The 16,639-nt window shown below is 43.2% G+C and carries 13 protein-coding genes and 1 pseudogene; 6 read left to right on the top strand and 8 right to left on the bottom strand.

What is annotated here, in order from left to right:
• Positions 1-106: 106 nt before the first annotated feature.
• From N6A79_RS02125 to N6A79_RS02115, 3 genes are all read right to left on the bottom strand, one after another.
• The gene (locus N6A79_RS02125) at positions 107-1,603 is read right to left on the bottom strand and encodes an aldehyde dehydrogenase (protein ID WP_268546796.1); all 1,497 of its coding nucleotides are present in this window, start codon (positions 1,601-1,603) and stop codon (positions 107-109) included.
• Position 1,604: 1 nt separating this feature from the next.
• Positions 1,605-2,507, bottom strand: coding sequence for a dihydrodipicolinate synthase family protein (locus N6A79_RS02120; RefSeq protein WP_268546795.1), 903 nt, complete (start codon positions 2,505-2,507; stop codon positions 1,605-1,607).
• Positions 2,508-2,610: 103 nt separating this feature from the next.
• Complete coding sequence (locus tag N6A79_RS02115) at positions 2,611-3,294, bottom strand: GntR family transcriptional regulator (protein ID WP_262079711.1); 684 nt, start codon at positions 3,292-3,294, stop codon at positions 2,611-2,613.
• A 244-nt stretch (positions 3,295-3,538) separates the two neighbouring features.
• Here N6A79_RS02115 and yddG point away from each other — a divergent pair, with 244 nt between their 5' ends.
• Together yddG and N6A79_RS02105 are read left to right on the top strand one after the other, a co-directional pair.
• The gene (yddG, locus tag N6A79_RS02110; protein ID WP_268547528.1) at positions 3,539-4,429 is read left to right on the top strand and encodes an aromatic amino acid exporter YddG; all 891 of its coding nucleotides are present in this window, start codon (positions 3,539-3,541) and stop codon (positions 4,427-4,429) included.
• Between the two features lie 140 nt (positions 4,430-4,569).
• Positions 4,570-5,895, top strand: a complete 1,326-nt coding sequence (locus N6A79_RS02105; RefSeq protein ID WP_268546793.1) for an MFS transporter — start codon at positions 4,570-4,572, stop codon at positions 5,893-5,895.
• A gap of 87 nt (positions 5,896-5,982) precedes the next feature.
• Here the strand turns inward: N6A79_RS02105 and N6A79_RS02100 are convergent, their stop codons facing one another.
• The 4 genes from N6A79_RS02100 to tsaD all read right to left on the bottom strand — a co-directional run bounded on the left by N6A79_RS02100 (position 5,983) and on the right by tsaD (position 9,000).
• A complete protein-coding gene (locus tag N6A79_RS02100) occupies positions 5,983-6,411 on the bottom strand; it encodes an EVE domain-containing protein (RefSeq protein WP_182418690.1) in 429 nt (142 codons plus the stop codon).
• 116 nt (positions 6,412-6,527) lie between these two features.
• Positions 6,528-6,818, bottom strand: coding sequence for a YciI family protein (locus tag N6A79_RS02095; RefSeq protein WP_268546792.1), 291 nt, complete (start codon positions 6,816-6,818; stop codon positions 6,528-6,530).
• Positions 6,819-6,822: 4 nt separating this feature from the next.
• Entirely contained in the window at positions 6,823-7,851 is a 1,029-nt protein-coding gene (locus N6A79_RS02090; protein WP_268546791.1) for an NAD(P)H-dependent glycerol-3-phosphate dehydrogenase, read from the bottom strand.
• Positions 7,852-7,920: 69 nt separating this feature from the next.
• Entirely contained in the window at positions 7,921-9,000 is a 1,080-nt protein-coding gene (tsaD, locus tag N6A79_RS02085; protein ID WP_268546790.1) for a tRNA (adenosine(37)-N6)-threonylcarbamoyltransferase complex transferase subunit TsaD, read from the bottom strand.
• Positions 9,001-9,222: 222 nt separating this feature from the next.
• Between tsaD and hemC the strand changes: the two genes are divergently transcribed.
• From hemC to N6A79_RS02065, 4 genes are all read left to right on the top strand, one after another.
• On the top strand, positions 9,223-10,149 hold the full coding sequence (gene hemC / locus N6A79_RS02080; protein WP_268546788.1) for a hydroxymethylbilane synthase: 927 nt from the start codon (positions 9,223-9,225) through the stop codon (positions 10,147-10,149).
• Between the two features lie 17 nt (positions 10,150-10,166).
• A complete protein-coding gene (locus N6A79_RS02075) occupies positions 10,167-10,877 on the top strand; it encodes a uroporphyrinogen-III synthase (RefSeq protein WP_268546787.1) in 711 nt (236 codons plus the stop codon).
• A 379-nt stretch (positions 10,878-11,256) separates the two neighbouring features.
• On the top strand, positions 11,257-12,855 hold the full coding sequence (locus N6A79_RS02070) for a hypothetical protein (RefSeq protein WP_268546785.1): 1,599 nt from the start codon (positions 11,257-11,259) through the stop codon (positions 12,853-12,855).
• Positions 12,852-14,591: a heme biosynthesis protein HemY gene (locus N6A79_RS02065; protein ID WP_268546783.1), complete on the top strand. Its 1,740-nt coding sequence runs from the start codon at positions 12,852-12,854 to the stop codon at positions 14,589-14,591. Before N6A79_RS02070 ends, N6A79_RS02065 begins: the two co-directional genes overlap by 4 nt.
• Before the next feature lie 228 nt (positions 14,592-14,819).
• On the opposite strand, the pseudogene gdhA reads toward N6A79_RS02065, so the two are convergent.
• Positions 14,820-16,171 (bottom strand): annotated as a pseudogene (gdhA, locus tag N6A79_RS02060) (NADP-specific glutamate dehydrogenase).
• Positions 16,172-16,639 lie beyond the last annotated feature (468 nt).

Genomic DNA, 16,639 nt, shown 5'->3' with positions numbered 1-16,639 from the left:
CTCTAGAGCGCATTTCGATCTAATTGGATCAGATCGGAACTCTAATCCATTGTTTATAAAGCGTTTTTTGCCCGAAAACCGCTTCACACTTTTCTTAAAAAACGCTCTAAGACGCTGAAATATCGATCCAAATGGTTTTTAATTCGGTATATTGGTCATGAGCCCATTGCGATTTATCACGCCCACCAAAACCAGATTCCTTATATCCGCCAAAGGGTGTGGTGGCATCGCCCTCGCCAAAGCAATTCACCGTCACAATGCCAGCGTGAATTGCCTTTGATAGGGTAAATGCATGACGAAGATTTGCAGTATAAACGCTAGCCGCTAGCCCATAAGGCGTATCATTAGCAAGGGTAATCGCTTGGTCTATAGTGCTAAAACTGGTAATGGTAAGAATTGGCCCAAAGATTTCTTCCTTAAAAAGCTTGCTTTGCGCCCCAACATTATCAACCACCGTTGGAGATATATAAATATCGTCTTTCGCCTCTCCTCCGGCGATAAGATCAAGATTTTCTTCCTCAATAGTTTTAATGAAAGATAAAACCTTGTCATAATGGGCAGAACTTACCAAAGCCCCAAGCCGATTTTGAGGATCTAAGGGATCGCCCATTTTCCAAGCTTTCATATGATGCAAAATGCGCTTCAGCAAATTATCTTTAATTGCTTCATGGACAATAAGGCGTGAGGTTGCCGAGCAGTTTTCACCCATATTCCAAAAAGCACCGCTTACAATTTGTTCAGCCACCGCATCAATATCGCTGACATCATCCATAACCACAGCAGGATTTTTGCCACCACATTCAAGCACAATGCGCTTTAAATTGGAGTCAGCGGCATAATGGAGAAATAGCCGCCCCGTCTCTGTCGAGCCGGTAAAGCTTACCATATCAATATCCATATGGCGGCCAATCGGCTCACCCACTGCTCGCCCACCACCTGGCACAACATTGATGACGCCGGCAGGAATACCAGCCTTTTGCGCAAGTTCTGCCAGTTTTAACGCGGTTAAAGTGGTTTCTTTAGCCGGCTTAATAACTAAGCTGCACCCTGCTGCTAAAGCAGGGCCAATTTTCCATGCAAGCATAAGTAAGGGAAAATTCCACGGCAAAACAAGACCAACCACTCCAATTGGCTCACGAATAATCATGGCAATTTTTTCATCCCCCACCGGTGCGGTATTGTCGTAAATTTTATCAATTAGTTCGCCATGCCAACGCAAAGTATGAATAGTATCTGGCACATCAACACCAACACATTCGCTGACTGGTTTACCGCTATCCAAACTTTCCAAAACTGCCAATTCTTGCAAATGCTCTTCAATAATATCGGCAAAATGCAAGATAGTTGTTTTGCGCTCTAACGGGCTAAGCTTACTCCATGTTCCTGCATTAAAAGCATGACGGGCAGCTTTTACCGCCAAATCAACATCGCCATTTGCACAATCGGCAATATCAGTGATTTTTTCGCCGGTGGCAGGATTTACACTCAAAAACCTATCGCCCGATAAGGAGGGTTGAAATTGCCCATTAATAAAAGCATCTGTTGGATATTTTATAGAACGCGCAAGGCTATAATATTGGTCGCGAGTTAACAGCTCCGTCATCTTATGCCCCTGCTTCAATGGCGCGAATATCGGCTTTTAATGCGGCAATAATATCGCTAAGGCGTTGCTTGGCATTGTCATCAAGCCCCAATAATGGCGCACGCACTTTACCGGCATAAAGCCCTGCCAATTCGCAGCCATATTTAATCGACTGCACAAATTTGCCGCCATCAAGAAAATTCATGAATGGCATCATTGCCGCCATGATTTTACGACCCTTGGTGAAATTACCGTCAATGACGCAAGCCTTATAAAGTGCAATATGTTCTTTTGGCAAAAAGTTAGAACCGGCGCAAACCCAGCTTTGCGCGCCCCAAGCAAAAAATTCAAGCGCCTGATCGTCCCACCCACATGACATGGCAATATTGGGATATTGGCAAGCAAGAAGGTGCATTTGATTAACATCGCCTGAACTTTCTTTAATCGCCCTTACATTTTTAGAAGCGCTTACCAATTTGAAATAATCATCGCCCATTGATACCGACATGCGGCCTGGATAATTATAAAGCATGATGGGTAAATCAGCCGCTTTATCAATGGCTAAAGCATGGTGGGCGTTCTCAGCCTCGGTTGGCAGCGCATAAGGTGGTGATGTGATAAGAATGGCATCAGCCTTGATTTGTTTGGCATGGCTTGCATAAATAACTGCGTCTTCAGTGCGAATAGCACCAGTGCCAATAATCAGTGGTGCGCGATTGCCGATAATATCTTTGGCGGTTTTGGCAAGTTTAATGCGCTCCTCTTGGGTTTGCGCATAATATTCGCCGGTTGACCCACCAATAATTATGCCATGCACTTGCGCTTCAATAAGGCTTTCAATAATATTTGCAAAAGCTTGCCAATTAATCTCGCCATTTTCATCATAAGGTGTGATTGCCGGGGTGAAAATACCTTTAAAGTCCATTTTTTCCTCCAAAAAAAGTATAAAAGCTTTCTATTCGCTCCCACAAGGGTAAGAGCGTTTAATGATTGTTAGATTTTTTAAGGTTTAAAGCGCGTGAGCTAAGTTATAGCTGGTTAATGTCAGCTTTCATGCTATGGGGCATGACAAACATTTCCATTCTTTCACGCGACAATTCCCAATGCTGGAAAACCAGCGCCACAAAAGCATCTTCATCGCGGGCAATAATTGCGGCGATAAAACCATCATGATGGGCAACCGCATCTTGCACTCGTGACGTCATGTCTTGACTGCTATTTTGCCGATAAAAAACACAACCAATGCGGCTATGATCAATCAACAAACGGCCAAGGCTTGCTTGCAAATAAACATTTCCCGACATTTCACCAATAATCTCATGAAAGCGATTATTAGAAAGTACCATATTTAATGCATCATGATCCTTGCTAGCTTTGGTAAAGTCTTCCTGTGTTTTTACCAATTCAGCAAGTTGCTTTTGTTTATAATTATGAACAGCAAGACGACCAATTGCCGCATAAATCATTGGCGCCACCAGAAAAAAATGGCGTATTGTTGAATGATTCATTGGCGAAACACGCGCACCGCGATTTTCTCGCAACTCGACATAGCCCTCTCCTGCTAGCCTTTGCAGCACCTCCCTAACTGGCGTTCTTGAAAGACCATATTCCTGCCCCAACCGAATTTCCTCAAGGTCTTCATCAGGATCAAGCTCCATTGTTAAAATCTGGCGCTTAAGGTCTTCATAGAAAATAGTTTTTCCGTTTTTCATGCTGCTCAACCATTTTATAAACTATCAAAGGTTTAGCAAACTATAGCCTACATTACGACTTTTTTTTTCATCGTCAAGCATTTTGTATATTTTCATAATACATTTTGTATAATATAGATATTTAACGGAGGATATTTCAAGTTTGGATAGGGGCATATAAAAGCAAAGCACAAACTTGATTCCATTTTTCACCGTTTAAAAATCTGCTGCATGTTAGGGAGAGACGATGCACACCCCATCACATATGTCATCAAAGGCGACGATCATTGGTCTTCTTGCCATTTTAATGTGGGCTATCATGGTCACATTAACCGCCTATACCGGTGCGGTGCCGCCATTTTTATTAACCGCTATTGCACTGTTTATTGGTTCTCTTCCGGCAATTTTGAAACTTATACTCCACCCGCAAAATCTTAAATTGCTAAAACAGCCACTTATCATTTGGCTTATTGGCATTGGCGGCTTATTTGGCCATCATTTCTTTTATTTTACTGCCCTGCGCAATGCCCCACCTGCCGAGGCGGGTCTTATCAACTATCTTTGGCCATTATTAATTGTGCTTGGCACTGCCTTTATGCCCAATGAAAAATTGCGCTGGTTCCATATAGGCGGGGTTATCCTTGGCTTTTGTGGCACAATCCTTGTGGTTAGCAAAAGCGGTGGCTTAGGCTTTGATAGCCGCTATGGTTTAGGCTATTTGGCCGCTATTTGCAGTGCAACTATTTGGGCAAGCTATTCCCTATTGGCACGCCGTTTCAACCGTATTCCAACCCTGCTTGTTGGTGGATTTTGCTTTATATCAGCGATTTTATCGCTCATTTGCCATTTTATCTTTGGTGAAGCCAATATTTTACCACAAGGTTTAACCCAGTGGAGCGCAATGATTGCCCTTGGCCTCTTTCCTGTTGGTCTTGCCTTTTATTGTTGGGATTATGGTATTAAAAATGGCAATATCCAAGTACTTGGCACCACAAGCTATGCAACCCCGCTTTTATCGACACTGCTTTTAGTGCTGTTTGGCATCACCGAGCCAAATTGGAAAATTTTGGCCGCCTGTATTCTTATTACCTGCGGCGCGGTTCTTGCTTCCAAGGATATAATTTTTAAAAAGCGAAAACGTGAAAGCAATAAATAAATAAAGCCTAAAAACCTAAATTTCAAAAATTGATAGGTCATAACTATCAGTAACTTATCATTCAAAATTTACATTATACAATATGTATACAAAGGATTTCAATCGGAAAAAAATTTTTAAAACTAACGGAGGAGGATAAAATGGAACAATCGACTATATCAATTGAGGACGTGCCGTTAAATGCGTTTCACCAACGTTTAACCATTTCGGTTGGCGGTGCATCGCTGATGGATGGTTATATTTTAAGCATTATTGGTGTCGCCTTGGTGCAAATGACCGCTAATTTACATTTAAGCAATTTTTGGCAGGGAATGATTGCAACATCGGCATTGCTTGGGATCTTTGCAGGCGGCCTATTTAGTGGTTGGCTAACCGACAGATTTGGCCGGCAAAAAATAATTTTTGTTGCGCCAATTATTTTTTTGCTATGCTCAATATTGCAATTTTGGACAGATTCACCAACCATTATTTTTCTTTTACGCTTTTTGATTGGCATAGCCATTGCCATTGATTATTCGGCTGCCACCAGTCTCTTTGTCGAATTTGTTCCCAAAAGAAATCGCGGCGGTCGTTTAGCCGGCTTTACAATTTTATGGTTTACCGGCGCTGCCCTTGCCTATATTTTTGGTGACATTATCATGCGCTTTACGGGTGAAAATGGTTGGCGCTGGGCGTTAGCAAGCTCGGTTATCATTGGCATTATTTTGTTAATCTCGCGATTAGGCACTGTTGAATCGGCGCGCTGGTTAATTACCAAAAACCGCAGCAGCGAAGCCCTTGCCATTATCAAAAAAATCTATGGGGAAAATTTTTCGCTTGCCAATTTGTCAAAAGATACGGCAATGAAAAAACTATCCTTAGGTGATATGCTGCGCATGGGTTATGGCAAGCGCTTGCTATTTGTGATTATTTTTTGGACTTGTGCGATTATTCCTGTTTTTGCCGTTTATGCTTTTGCGCCAAAAGTATTGGATGCATTGAATTTAAAGGGCGATTGGGCGGCCTATGGCTCGGTTGTTATCACGCTATTATTTGTGGTTGGCTGTATTGTTGCAACCAAATTGATTGATGTCCTTGGCCGGCGCAAAATGCTCATTCATAGTTTTTTATGGTCGGGTTTGGCATTGCTATTATTGGGTGCATTTTCTAATTCTTCGCAACTTATTGTTTTGATCTTATTTGGGGCTTATGCTTTGTTTATTGGCGGCGCCCAAGTATTAGAGCTTGTCTATCCAAATGAAATATTCCCAACCGAACTTCGCCCCTATGCCATGGGTTGGGGTGTTTCAGCAACGCGCATTGGCGCTGCTATTGGTACATTTTTGGTGCCAATATCGCTTGAAACTATTGGCATTGGCAATACCATGTATGTTGCTGCAGCGGTTACAGCAATTGGACTTATTGTTTCTATCGCTTGGGCACCTGAAACTAAGGGGCTTGACCTTGATGATGCCGGAAAATTGTAAGCTCTAAAACGCAAAACCACACAAAATGACGGCTAGTTGATAAACTAACCGTCAAATCAAAGAGCGAATATATAGGGTGCTTATCGCCTATTGTGGGGCAGGTTCAAGGCCGCCCATGCGGCAAACCTCAAGCCACTCATCTTCACGCACCGGTTGCACCGATAGGCGCATAGACGTAACCAGTGCCATATTTTCAAGCTTAGGATTAGCCTTAACCGCTTTTAGCGTCACCGGCTTTGGCATATCGCAAACGGCTTTAATATCAACACATTCCCAACGCGGATCATCGCTTGTTGTATCATGATGGGCAAGCGCGCATATTTCAACAATACCAACAACTTCTAACCCTTCATTAGAATGGTAGAAAAACGCCTTATCGCCAAGTTGCATGGCACGCATATTATTGCGGGCAAGATAATTGCGCACGCCGTCCCATTGCTCGCCTTCTTCGCCTTTTGCCTTTTGCATCTCCCATGACCATTTGAATGGTTCTGATTTAAAAAGCCAATATGCCATATGCCTGCCTTTAGAAAAATAAATAGTGGAAAATCAATAGTGGAAAATAAAAGCCGGCAGTCTTTGTTGCCAATAATTGCCGGCTTATTTTAACAAAATAAGTTTAGGGTTCTGCCTTAACTATTTTCAGGATTGTTAATTGCCCAGCGCCAAGGACGAACCTGTGCATCGGCAAAAAGATTGGCTAATGCATAAGGATCATTTTTCATGATTTTTTCAGCCTCAGCTATATCAACAGCTTCCACCACCAAAAGGCTTCCAACGCCATTGCCTTCATGATCTAAAAAAGGTCCTGCAAATTTTAACGTGTCACCAAGGCTCGTCAAATATTCAAGATGTTTTGGGCGAACCTCTTGACGCTTTTCAACATGGTCAGGCTTATCATTCGCAATAATTGCATAAAGCATTTTATTAATCCTCAAATTTAAGTGGCCGTGAAATTAAACCATCCATTGCTTCATCAATACTAATGCGCTTATCAATTAAGGCGGCTATTGCATCAATAATTGGCGCGTCAATATCATTGTCCTTGCATAGCTTAGCAGCAATTGGCGCGGTGGCAACCCCTTCAGCTAAAGGTAAATGATCAAGGCTCAACCCCTGCCCCATAGCAAGCCCATAAGAATAATTGCGCGATTGTGGGCTTGATGCGGTTAGCATTAAATCACCAAGTACCGATAGACCCATCATGGTTTCAGCCTTGCCGCCCAATTTTGTTGCAATGCGCCGCATTTCGGCAAAGCCACGCGTTACCAATGCAGCTTGCGCACTTGCACCAAGACCGCGCCCAGTGGTAACCCCTGCCCCCAAGGCGAGCACATTTTTTAACGCTCCACCAATTTCAACACCGATTAAATCATGCGATGCGTAACAGCGAAAACGCGCCCCAGAAAAAACATGCACTAAATTTTTAGCAAGGTCGGCATTGGTGGCGGCAATGGTAACGGCGGTTGGTAGGCCTTTGGCAACATCGGCGGCAAAACTTGGGCCAGATAAGGCGGCAATTGGATGATTTTTGCCCAAAATATCACTTGCAACATCGGACATGAAGCGCCCTGTTGCCCGCTCAATACCCTTGGCGCATAAAACCATGGGTATATTTTCTTTAATGTCGCTCGCAATATCACTTAAAAATGCACCAAAGGCTTGCGCTGGTATAACCCCTAACAAAATTTCGCCATGGGCAACTGCTGCTTTAACATCAGTTGTGGCAATAATTGTCTTTGGCAATTTTATATCGGGCAAATATTCACTATTTTGTTGGTTAAGATTAATATCGTCAACCATTGCTGTGGAGCGCGCATAAAGGCGCACATCATGGCCTTGATTTGCCGCCATAGTGGCTAAGGCTGTGCCCCATGCACCACCACCCAAAACAGTAATTTTTTTATGCGCCACCTTATTGCTTAAATCACTTTTTGCTTGCGATTTACCATCCATATTAATGCCCCTTATTTTTGCGCCTTATAGTTTTGCGGCTTATGCTTTTGCGCCTTATAGTTTAGCGGCTTATGCTTTTGCACCACGCCTCCCAGCACCAATTAATGGCTCTGCCTTTTGGTCAAGCGGCCAACGTGAACGCGGCGCAGTCTCTAACGGATCAAATAGCTTTTCTGCGGCACGCTCTGCCCCCGCCCATGCTATCATTGCTGCATTATCAGTGCAAAGACTAATTGGCGGGGCAATAAATCCAAAGCCCTTGGCAGCGCAGGTTTTTTCAAGCATGGTGCGGATAGCCTTGTTGGCTGCAACACCGCCGGCAACTACTAATTTTGGGTTGTCTAACTCTGGATAGGTTTCCAAAAAACGTTCAAGGGCGCGGCCAACACGATCTGCTAAAGTATCAGTAACCGCAAGCTGAAATGCTGCACAAATATCAGCAACATCCTTGTCACTTAACGGCGCCATTTGCGTTGCCGCTTTTCGCACCGCCGTTTTTAAGCCGGAAAAAGAAAAATCAAGCCGCTTTTCACCTTTTAACGGGCGTGGCAGGTTTAAACGCGCGCTATCGCCGCTAAAAGCGGCTTTTTCAACCGCTGGCCCACCAGGGTAATCAAGACCCAATAATTTTGCGGTTTTATCAAAAGCTTCGCCAAGTGCATCATCAATCGTGGTGCCAAGGCGCTCATAATCACCAAGGCCTTTAACCAAAATCATTTGGGTATGGCCACCAGAAACAAGCAGCAATAAGTAAGGAAAGCTTAAATTATTGGTAAGGCGCGCGGTCAAGGCATGCCCTTCAAGGTGGTTAACCGCGATAAATGGTTTATTGGCAGCAAGGGCAATGGCTTTTGCAGTCATTAAACCGACAATCAAACCACCAATCAAACCCGGCCCAGATGTTGCTGCCACCGCGTCAATATCATCCAATCGAAGGCCTGCTTCATCAAGCGCCTTTTTGACTAAACCATCCAAAACGTCGACATGGGCGCGCGCTGCTATTTCAGGCACCACACCACCATAGGGGGCATGTTCCTCAATCTGGCTGAAAACGATGTTTGAAAGAATTTCACCACTGCCATCTTCATTTCTTAACACAACCGCAGCAGCAGTTTCATCACAACTGGTTTCAATACCAAGCACTCGCATTTAAGGATTAACCTTTCAAAAATAAAAAAATGGCTACAGATTTTTTGTTATTTATGCAATAAGTTTAAAATAGCCAATGAGCGATCAACAATATTTGCTAAATAAATAATTTATCAATATTTGACCGCTTGATAAAATGCGCTAACTGTTTAATTTTATGCATTTTTATGTAAAACTAATTATTAGTTCTGCTAACATATGCTATAACACGGATAAAATAAGATGCAAACACCTCTTCTAAAAATAGGCACAAGAGCAAGCGAATTAGCATTGGCTCAAGCCCATGAGGTGCGCGATCGTTTGGTGCTTGCCCATAATCTTAGCCAGCAAGCAATTGAAATAGTGCCGATGTCCACCAAGGGCGACCGCGTGCAAAACCGCGCTTTATCGGAAATTGGTGGCAAAGGGCTTTTTACTGAGGAAATTGAAACTGCCCTAACCAATAAAGAGATTGACCTTGCGGTGCATTCCACCAAGGACATGCCAACCATTTTGCCTGATGGTCTTTATCTTTCCGCTTATTTAAAGCGTGAAGATCCGCGCGATGCCTTTATCAGCCATAAGGTTAAAAACTTTATGGATCTCGCGCAAGGCGCAATTGTTGGCTCATCTTCGCTGCGCCGCCAAGCAATGATTCGTCGCTTACGCCCAGATCTTGAAGTGGTGATGTTTCGCGGCAATGTGCAAACACGGCTTAAAAAATTACAAGATGGCGTTGCAGACGCTACCTTTTTAGCGGTTGCTGGCCTTAACCGTTTGGGGCTTTCCCATGTGATTAGTGAAATTGTTGATGAGCGTTATTTTGTGCCTGCGCCCGGCCAAGGTGCCATTGTTATTGAAAGCCGCAAGGGTGACATAAAAACCGATCAACTTGTTGCGCCGCTACGTGATGAAACCACCCATTTAGAACTTGCGGCAGAACGGCAATTTTTAAAAAGTCTTGATGGTTCATGCCGCACGCCACTTGGTGGCCTTGCTAGGGTTAAAGATGGCGTTTTGCACTTTCATGGCATGGTGGCAACGCCCGATGGCAAAGAGTTTTTTGAAGTTAAAATTGCCGGCAATCCACAAGATGGCGGATTAATTGGTGAAGAAGCCGCAATGGAACTTAAAAAAAATGCTGGCGAAAAGTTTTTTAGTAGCTGGTAGGAATGGGATAGCAAAATATGGTGCAAGGTGGTGATAAGGCTAGCAAGACTATTCTAGTAACGCGCCCCATCGAAAGCAGCCAAAAAACGCAAGAATATATTTTAGCAAAAGGCTTTAACACGATTATTGCGCCTTTATCTCGGCTTGAGCCTTGTAATTTTATACTGCCCGAGGATTTATCACAATTTGATGGCCTATGCGCATCAAGCGCAGCGGCATTTTTAGCTACAAGCCATCAAAATGATCCAAAATTTGAAATTATAAAAGAATTACCCCTTTTTTGCGTTGGCAGCAAAACAGCAAAAGCTGCGCAAAATGCTGGTTTTCGCCATGTAGCTGCTATTGCCCAAGATGCAGATCAGCTTGTTTCATTGCTAAAATCCAGCAATTATCAGCATTTTTTATATCTTGCCGGCAAACAACGCCGCCCTGTTTTGGAAGATGGCTTAACCGCGCAAGGCCGGCTTGTTACCACAATTTTAACCTATGAAGCCTTTGCAATGACACCAAATAAAGAAAAAATCGCAAAATCAATGCAATTTGATGCGGTTTTGCTTTATTCAACCCTTGGATTAAATGGCCTTGAAGTCATTGATGGCCATTTTAATCATGCAACAAAATTTTTATGCTTATCAAAGCGCATTGCACAAAGCCTGCCACAAAAATATCAACCACAAGCAATTATTGCCAGTGAACCAACCGAGGAAAACCTATTAAAGCTTTTATAAAAAACGCTATAATTTTAACCCAATAGAGCGTTTTTCCAAAAAGTGTGAAGCGGTTTTCGGGCAAAACGCGGTGTAAACTATGGATTAGAGCGCATATCTGATCCAATCAAATCAAAATGCGCTCTCATCAAAAAATGCTCAAAGGATTTAAACTCTTTTTTCATTTTGCTCGAATAAATGTTATGGTACAAAAATTAAGAATGTTTAATCAACCATAGTTTGGTAAAAGCTTGGTGAAAGCATGTGACTTGATGTAATTTTCTTGATCTTGTGTGAAAATAACGCAATAAGTTAGATATATTTTAAAATGACTACGATATATTTTAATTTGTGTTACATGAACCAATAGCAGTCTATAGCCGCGAAAATGTGAGGAATTATGGCCAGAGCAGATAAAAAACGTCATTCAGGCACAACCCGTAAACCCGCCGCAATAGATCATGAGCCTTTGCCCAAAGGCTCACAAAATGTGCCTGATGCCGAGCCAGTCGCCATGGCACAATTGGCAGCGCCAAAAGCGCAAAATAATCCCACACAAGATGCACCGCAAAAACAACCTGTGCAAGATAGTGGCAATAAAGCTGTCCCTGCAAATGAAAAAATTGCGGCAATTGGTGGCAAAGATAATTCAACTGATAAAGATGATATGACTTCAAAACAAAATTCTACATCCAATATGACTTCAACACCAGATAGCGGCAAAAAAACCGGTAGTGGGCTTTTAGCCGGCGTTGCGGGCGGTGTTATCGCAATTGCATTGGCCGGTGCATTACAATTTAGCGGTGTTATTCCCCCGCTTTCCAATCATGGTCAAGCCGTGTCAACTGGCACCACTGTTGCAACCGCGCTTTCTGATAGCATGCAAAAAGAACTGTCAGCATTAAAAGCTGAACTTTCCAAATTGAAAGAACAAGGCCAACAACAACTTAGCAATGCGAGCAATGCTATCAGCGCTGTTGATAAAAACCTTATTGAAAAGGCAACAAAAGCTGCAGATGATGCGCGCGCGACTGCTAATCAAGCCCAACAATCCTTAAGTGACATTCGTCAAAGCACAAGCAGTTTTGCAGCGCAATTTGATGGACTAAAAGCTGAAATCGCATCATTGAAAGAAAATTTAGCACAAAACATACAAGCAACCATCAGCGCTGATGATCCGCAAATCCGCTCGCTGGAAGGCAAATTAAATGCGCTGGATGAAAGTCTTGCAAGCTTTAAAAATGCGACTGAACAACGGTTTAATGGCATTCAAAGTGACCTTGATAAGGCAAAGCAGCTTGAAAGCGCAGTTAGCCAAAACACCGCGAATATTGCCAAAAGCAACGCAACCCTCGATAGCCTTGCTGTTGAAGTTAAGAAAATTCCTGATCCCTTGGCAGAGCGCGCCAAAAGCATGACCACCCTTATTGCCGCCAATGCGCTAAAATCTGCGGTGGATCGTGGTGGTTCTTTTGTCAGTGAATTGGCAACCTTTGAAAGCCTTGCGCCTAAAGGTCTTGCCCTTGATGAATTGAAAAAATATTCCACTACCGGCATTGCTAGCAATGCCGCGTTAAGCGAAGAATTTAGCAGCGTTGCCGATGCCATTGCTGCCACTGAAAACCAAGTTGGCAGTGACGCTAATTTGGGGCAAAAAGCGTGGAGCTATGCCAAAGGATTTGTCGCTATTCGCCCTGTTGGTAATGTAGAGGGCGATAATGCTGGTGCAATTGCCGCAAGAATGGAAGTTGCAATTAAGGAAGCTGATTATAACCGCGCTTTAAGTGAATGGCAAAAACTGCCACAATCAGCCAAGGATATTTCAGCAAGCTTTATCAGCAAGCTAAAAGTGCGCAATGATATTGATCAACTGCTTGCACAATTGGTCAATTTAACCATTAATCCTGATGCAAAAACAACCCCGCAAGCGCCCGCGCAGCCAATACCTGCTTCTTTACCACATGAAACTGCCCCTAACCATGGGGAGACACAACCATGATCCGCGCAATAGTCTATTTTTTAGTTCTGGTAGCGGCCGGCGCAGGTCTTGCATGGTTTGCCAATTATCACGGTGATGTGGTGATGGTCATTGCTGGCCAACGCATTGTAATGAGTGTATTTCATGCAACATGCGCATTCATTGCTGCGGTTATTATTTTATTGTTCATTTGGTGGATTATCAAATCAATCATAACCGCGCCTTTTGCCTTTAACCGCCATTTAAAAAACCGCAAGCGTGACCGTGGCTACCAAGCCCTTTCACAAGGTTTAATTGCGGTTATGTCTGGTGATGTTGCCAATGCACGCAAAATGTTAAAGCAAGGCAATAAGCTAATTGACGAAAATAAAGAGCCGCTTATTCTTTTGCTTGATGCACAAACCAAACAACTTGAAGGCGACAATAAGGGCGCAATCGAAGTTTACGCCAAAATGCGCGAAAATCCCAATATGCGCTTGCTTGGCCTTAAAGGTCTTTATGCTGAAGCACTTAAAAGCAAAGCCTTTGATGCAGCCCACCAATATGCGGCAGAAGCTGCCCAGTTAAATGCCTCGCTAAAATGGGCAAACCGCGCTACCGTTGAGCAATTGAGCCTTGAAGGGGACTGGAAAGAAGCGCTTAGCCTATTTAACACTTATGAAAAAGCCGCCAAGAAAAATAAAACAGCCGCCAATGATCAAGACTTGCAACATATGCGCGTTGTGATGATGGCAGGCCAAGCCCAAGAAGGCTTTGAAACCTATCCTGATGAAGCCAAGCGCAATGCCTTAAAGGCAGTTAAACTTGAGCCTAATTTTGTGCCAGCGGTTAATATTGCCACGACCATTTTGTTTAAACTAGACGAAGTGCGCAAAGGCAGCAAGATGATTGAAAAATTATGGTCATCAACGCCCCATCCAGATCTTGCCTTAACCTATGTTAATGCTTACTTGGGTGCAAGCGCCTTGGATCGCCTTAAACGGGCGCAAAATCTTGCCCGTTTCAACCCAAAAAATCATGCCTCGTTAATGATTGTTGCACGCACGGCTTTAGAAGCCGGCGAGTTTGAATTGGCTCGTAAAAATGCTTTAATCATTGCTAAGGAAGCACCAACAGAAAGCACCTATCTCTTGCTTGCGGACATTGAAGCGGCGCAAAGCGGCAATGAGGGTAAAATGCGTGAGTGGTTGCAAATGGCCCTGCATGCCGAGCCAGATCCAGTATGGATTGTTGATGGCATGATGGTGCCGCAATGGGTTGCTATTTCACCGATAAGCGGTCAAATCGGCACTTGTGTTTGGACGCAACCAACCAAAAACACCCATCAAAATGCACTTGATCTAGACCTATCAAACGATAGCACTATTTTGCAACTTGAAGCGGTGGCACAAACAAGCGAGCCAAAGACGGAAACCAAGTTAAACGCTGATAAAGACGACATAAGCAAAGAGGTTGCTGATATTGCTAGTGCCGACCAAGCTCAGCCGCCTGCCAACAAACCTGAAACCAGTAAAGCTGAAACAATAGTGGTTAAAACTGCTAAGCCGAGTACAACCAATACAAGTACAGGCAAAACAAGTGCAGCCAATGCTGGAAAACCAATGGCGGAAGAAAAGCCGAAAGTTGATACCGCGCCAGCTGCTGCAATAATTATTGATGCCGAGCCAATGGATGACAAAAAATTTGAAGATAAAAGCCATCCAAGCTTCAACCGGCTAAATGTTGATGATCCGGGTGTTGACCCTAAAGATAAATAAAAATAAAACCCGCTTAAGCAATTAAGCGGGTTTATTTTTGGGATAAAAGAAAAAGTGTTCATAACAGATGTACAAAACACAAAATGAAAGCACATAATTAAATGAAAGCATTTGCACCCCGATATGAAGTGTAAGTGCTCTCGTTTCACATTCAAAAATATTATCACTTAAATATCAGCCGATAGATTATTTAACAAATTAGCAACCGGCTAAATTTCAAAACTGTTATCAAATAACGCCCATTGCTTTCATCGCTTCAGCAACCCGCACAAAGCCGGCAATATTGGCACCGGCAACATAGTCACCGGCAACGCCATATTCTTCAGCGGTTGATGCGCATAGATCATGAATATTATGCATAATTTCAGCTAAACGACTTTCAGTTTCCTCAAAAGTCCAGCTATCGCGTGAAGCATTTTGCTGCATTTCAAGGGCAGAGGTTGCAACACCGCCGGCATTACAAGCTTTACCGGGAGCAAACAAAGTGCCTGCCTCAAGGAAAATATGCACCGCCTCGGCAGTTGACGGCATATTAGCACCTTCACCAACGGCAATAACGCCATTTTTAACCAAAGTGCGGGCGCTTTCGCCATTAAGCTCATTTTGGGTAGCTGATGGCATAGCAATTTCACAGGTTACGTCCCAAATATTGCCACCCTCGACATAACGCGCATTGCCGCCCTTTACTTCAGGATAAAGCGAAATGCGGGCGCGGCGCTTTTCCTTGATTTCCTTAATAATATCAAGATCAACGCCTTCTTCGTCATAAATATAGCCATTGGAATCAGAGCAAGCCACAACCTTACCGCCAAGCTCAATTAGTTTTTCCATGGTATAAATAGCAACATTGCCAGAGCCTGAAACAACGGTCTTGCGGCCTTCAAAACTCATGCCCTTGGTAGCAAGCATACGTTCAACAAAATATACCGCACCATAGCCGGTTGCTTCTGTGCGTGCTTGCGACCCACCATAAATAAGCCCCTTACCGGTGATGACACCTGCTTCATAGCGATTGGTAAGGCGCTTATATTGACCAAACATATAGCCAATTTCGCGGCCGCCAACACCAATATCACCGGCAGGCACATCAACATATTCGCCAATATGGCGGTGCAATTCAGTCATGAAAGATTGGCAAAAACGCATAATTTCACGGTCGCTACGGCCACGCGGATTAAAGTCTGATCCCCCCTTGCCACCACCAATCGGCAAACCCGTCAAAGCATTTTTAAATGTTTGTTCAAAGCCTAAAAACTTAATAATGCCAACATTGACCGATGGGTGAAACGCAAGCCGCCCTTATAGGGTCCAAGGGCGGAGTTAAATTGCACGCGAAAACCACGATTAATTTGTACATCCCCGGCATCATCAATCCACGGCACTCGAAAAATAATTTGGCGTTCTGGCTCGCAAATGCGCTCAATCAATGCATTATCAGCATATTCTGGATGTTTAGCCACCACACGTTCCAAGCTGCCTAAAACCTCATCAACCGCCTGATGAAATTCTGGCTCACCGGCATTGCGCTTACGAACCACTTCCAAAACCTGTGCAAGTGTTTTATTTTCAGAAACCGACATTCAATCCTCCCAATGGGTTTTAATTCGGCGCGCATTAAGCGCCCAAACTGATGATGAGATTATAGGAAAAAGCAGTAATTTATATAGACATTCTAGTAATTTATTTAGACATTCAATTGTAATCACGACAATTTTACGCTTCAGCGCTAATTGTCATCAAATGGAATTTACAGATCAAAAATAAGCTAAAAGCTATAAACGACATTTGAATTCTGTCATCATGCTAAATACTATTCTATAATTGTCAAGTTTTAAAAGTTGAATTTTCCGCCAATTATCTTCCCATTGATAATTAAAATAAGTCTAAAAAATATTGTAAAAACAATAGATTAAATTATACTTCTATAAAAAAGGCGCGTATTGTTTTTTTGCGGTTTTACTTCACCTTTTAGAGCGTTTTTTGAAAAGTGTGAAGCTGTTTTCGGACAAAAAACGCAGGTAAACAATGCATTAGAGCGCCGATCTGAT

Origin of the sequence: Bartonella sp. HY761 (assembly GCF_026743145.1) — a bacterium.
In the GTDB taxonomy this organism is placed as follows: domain Bacteria; phylum Pseudomonadota; class Alphaproteobacteria; order Rhizobiales; family Rhizobiaceae; genus HY038.
The sequence above is the reverse complement of the archived record's forward strand: the minus strand, read 5'-3'. Positions and strand labels throughout refer to the sequence as shown.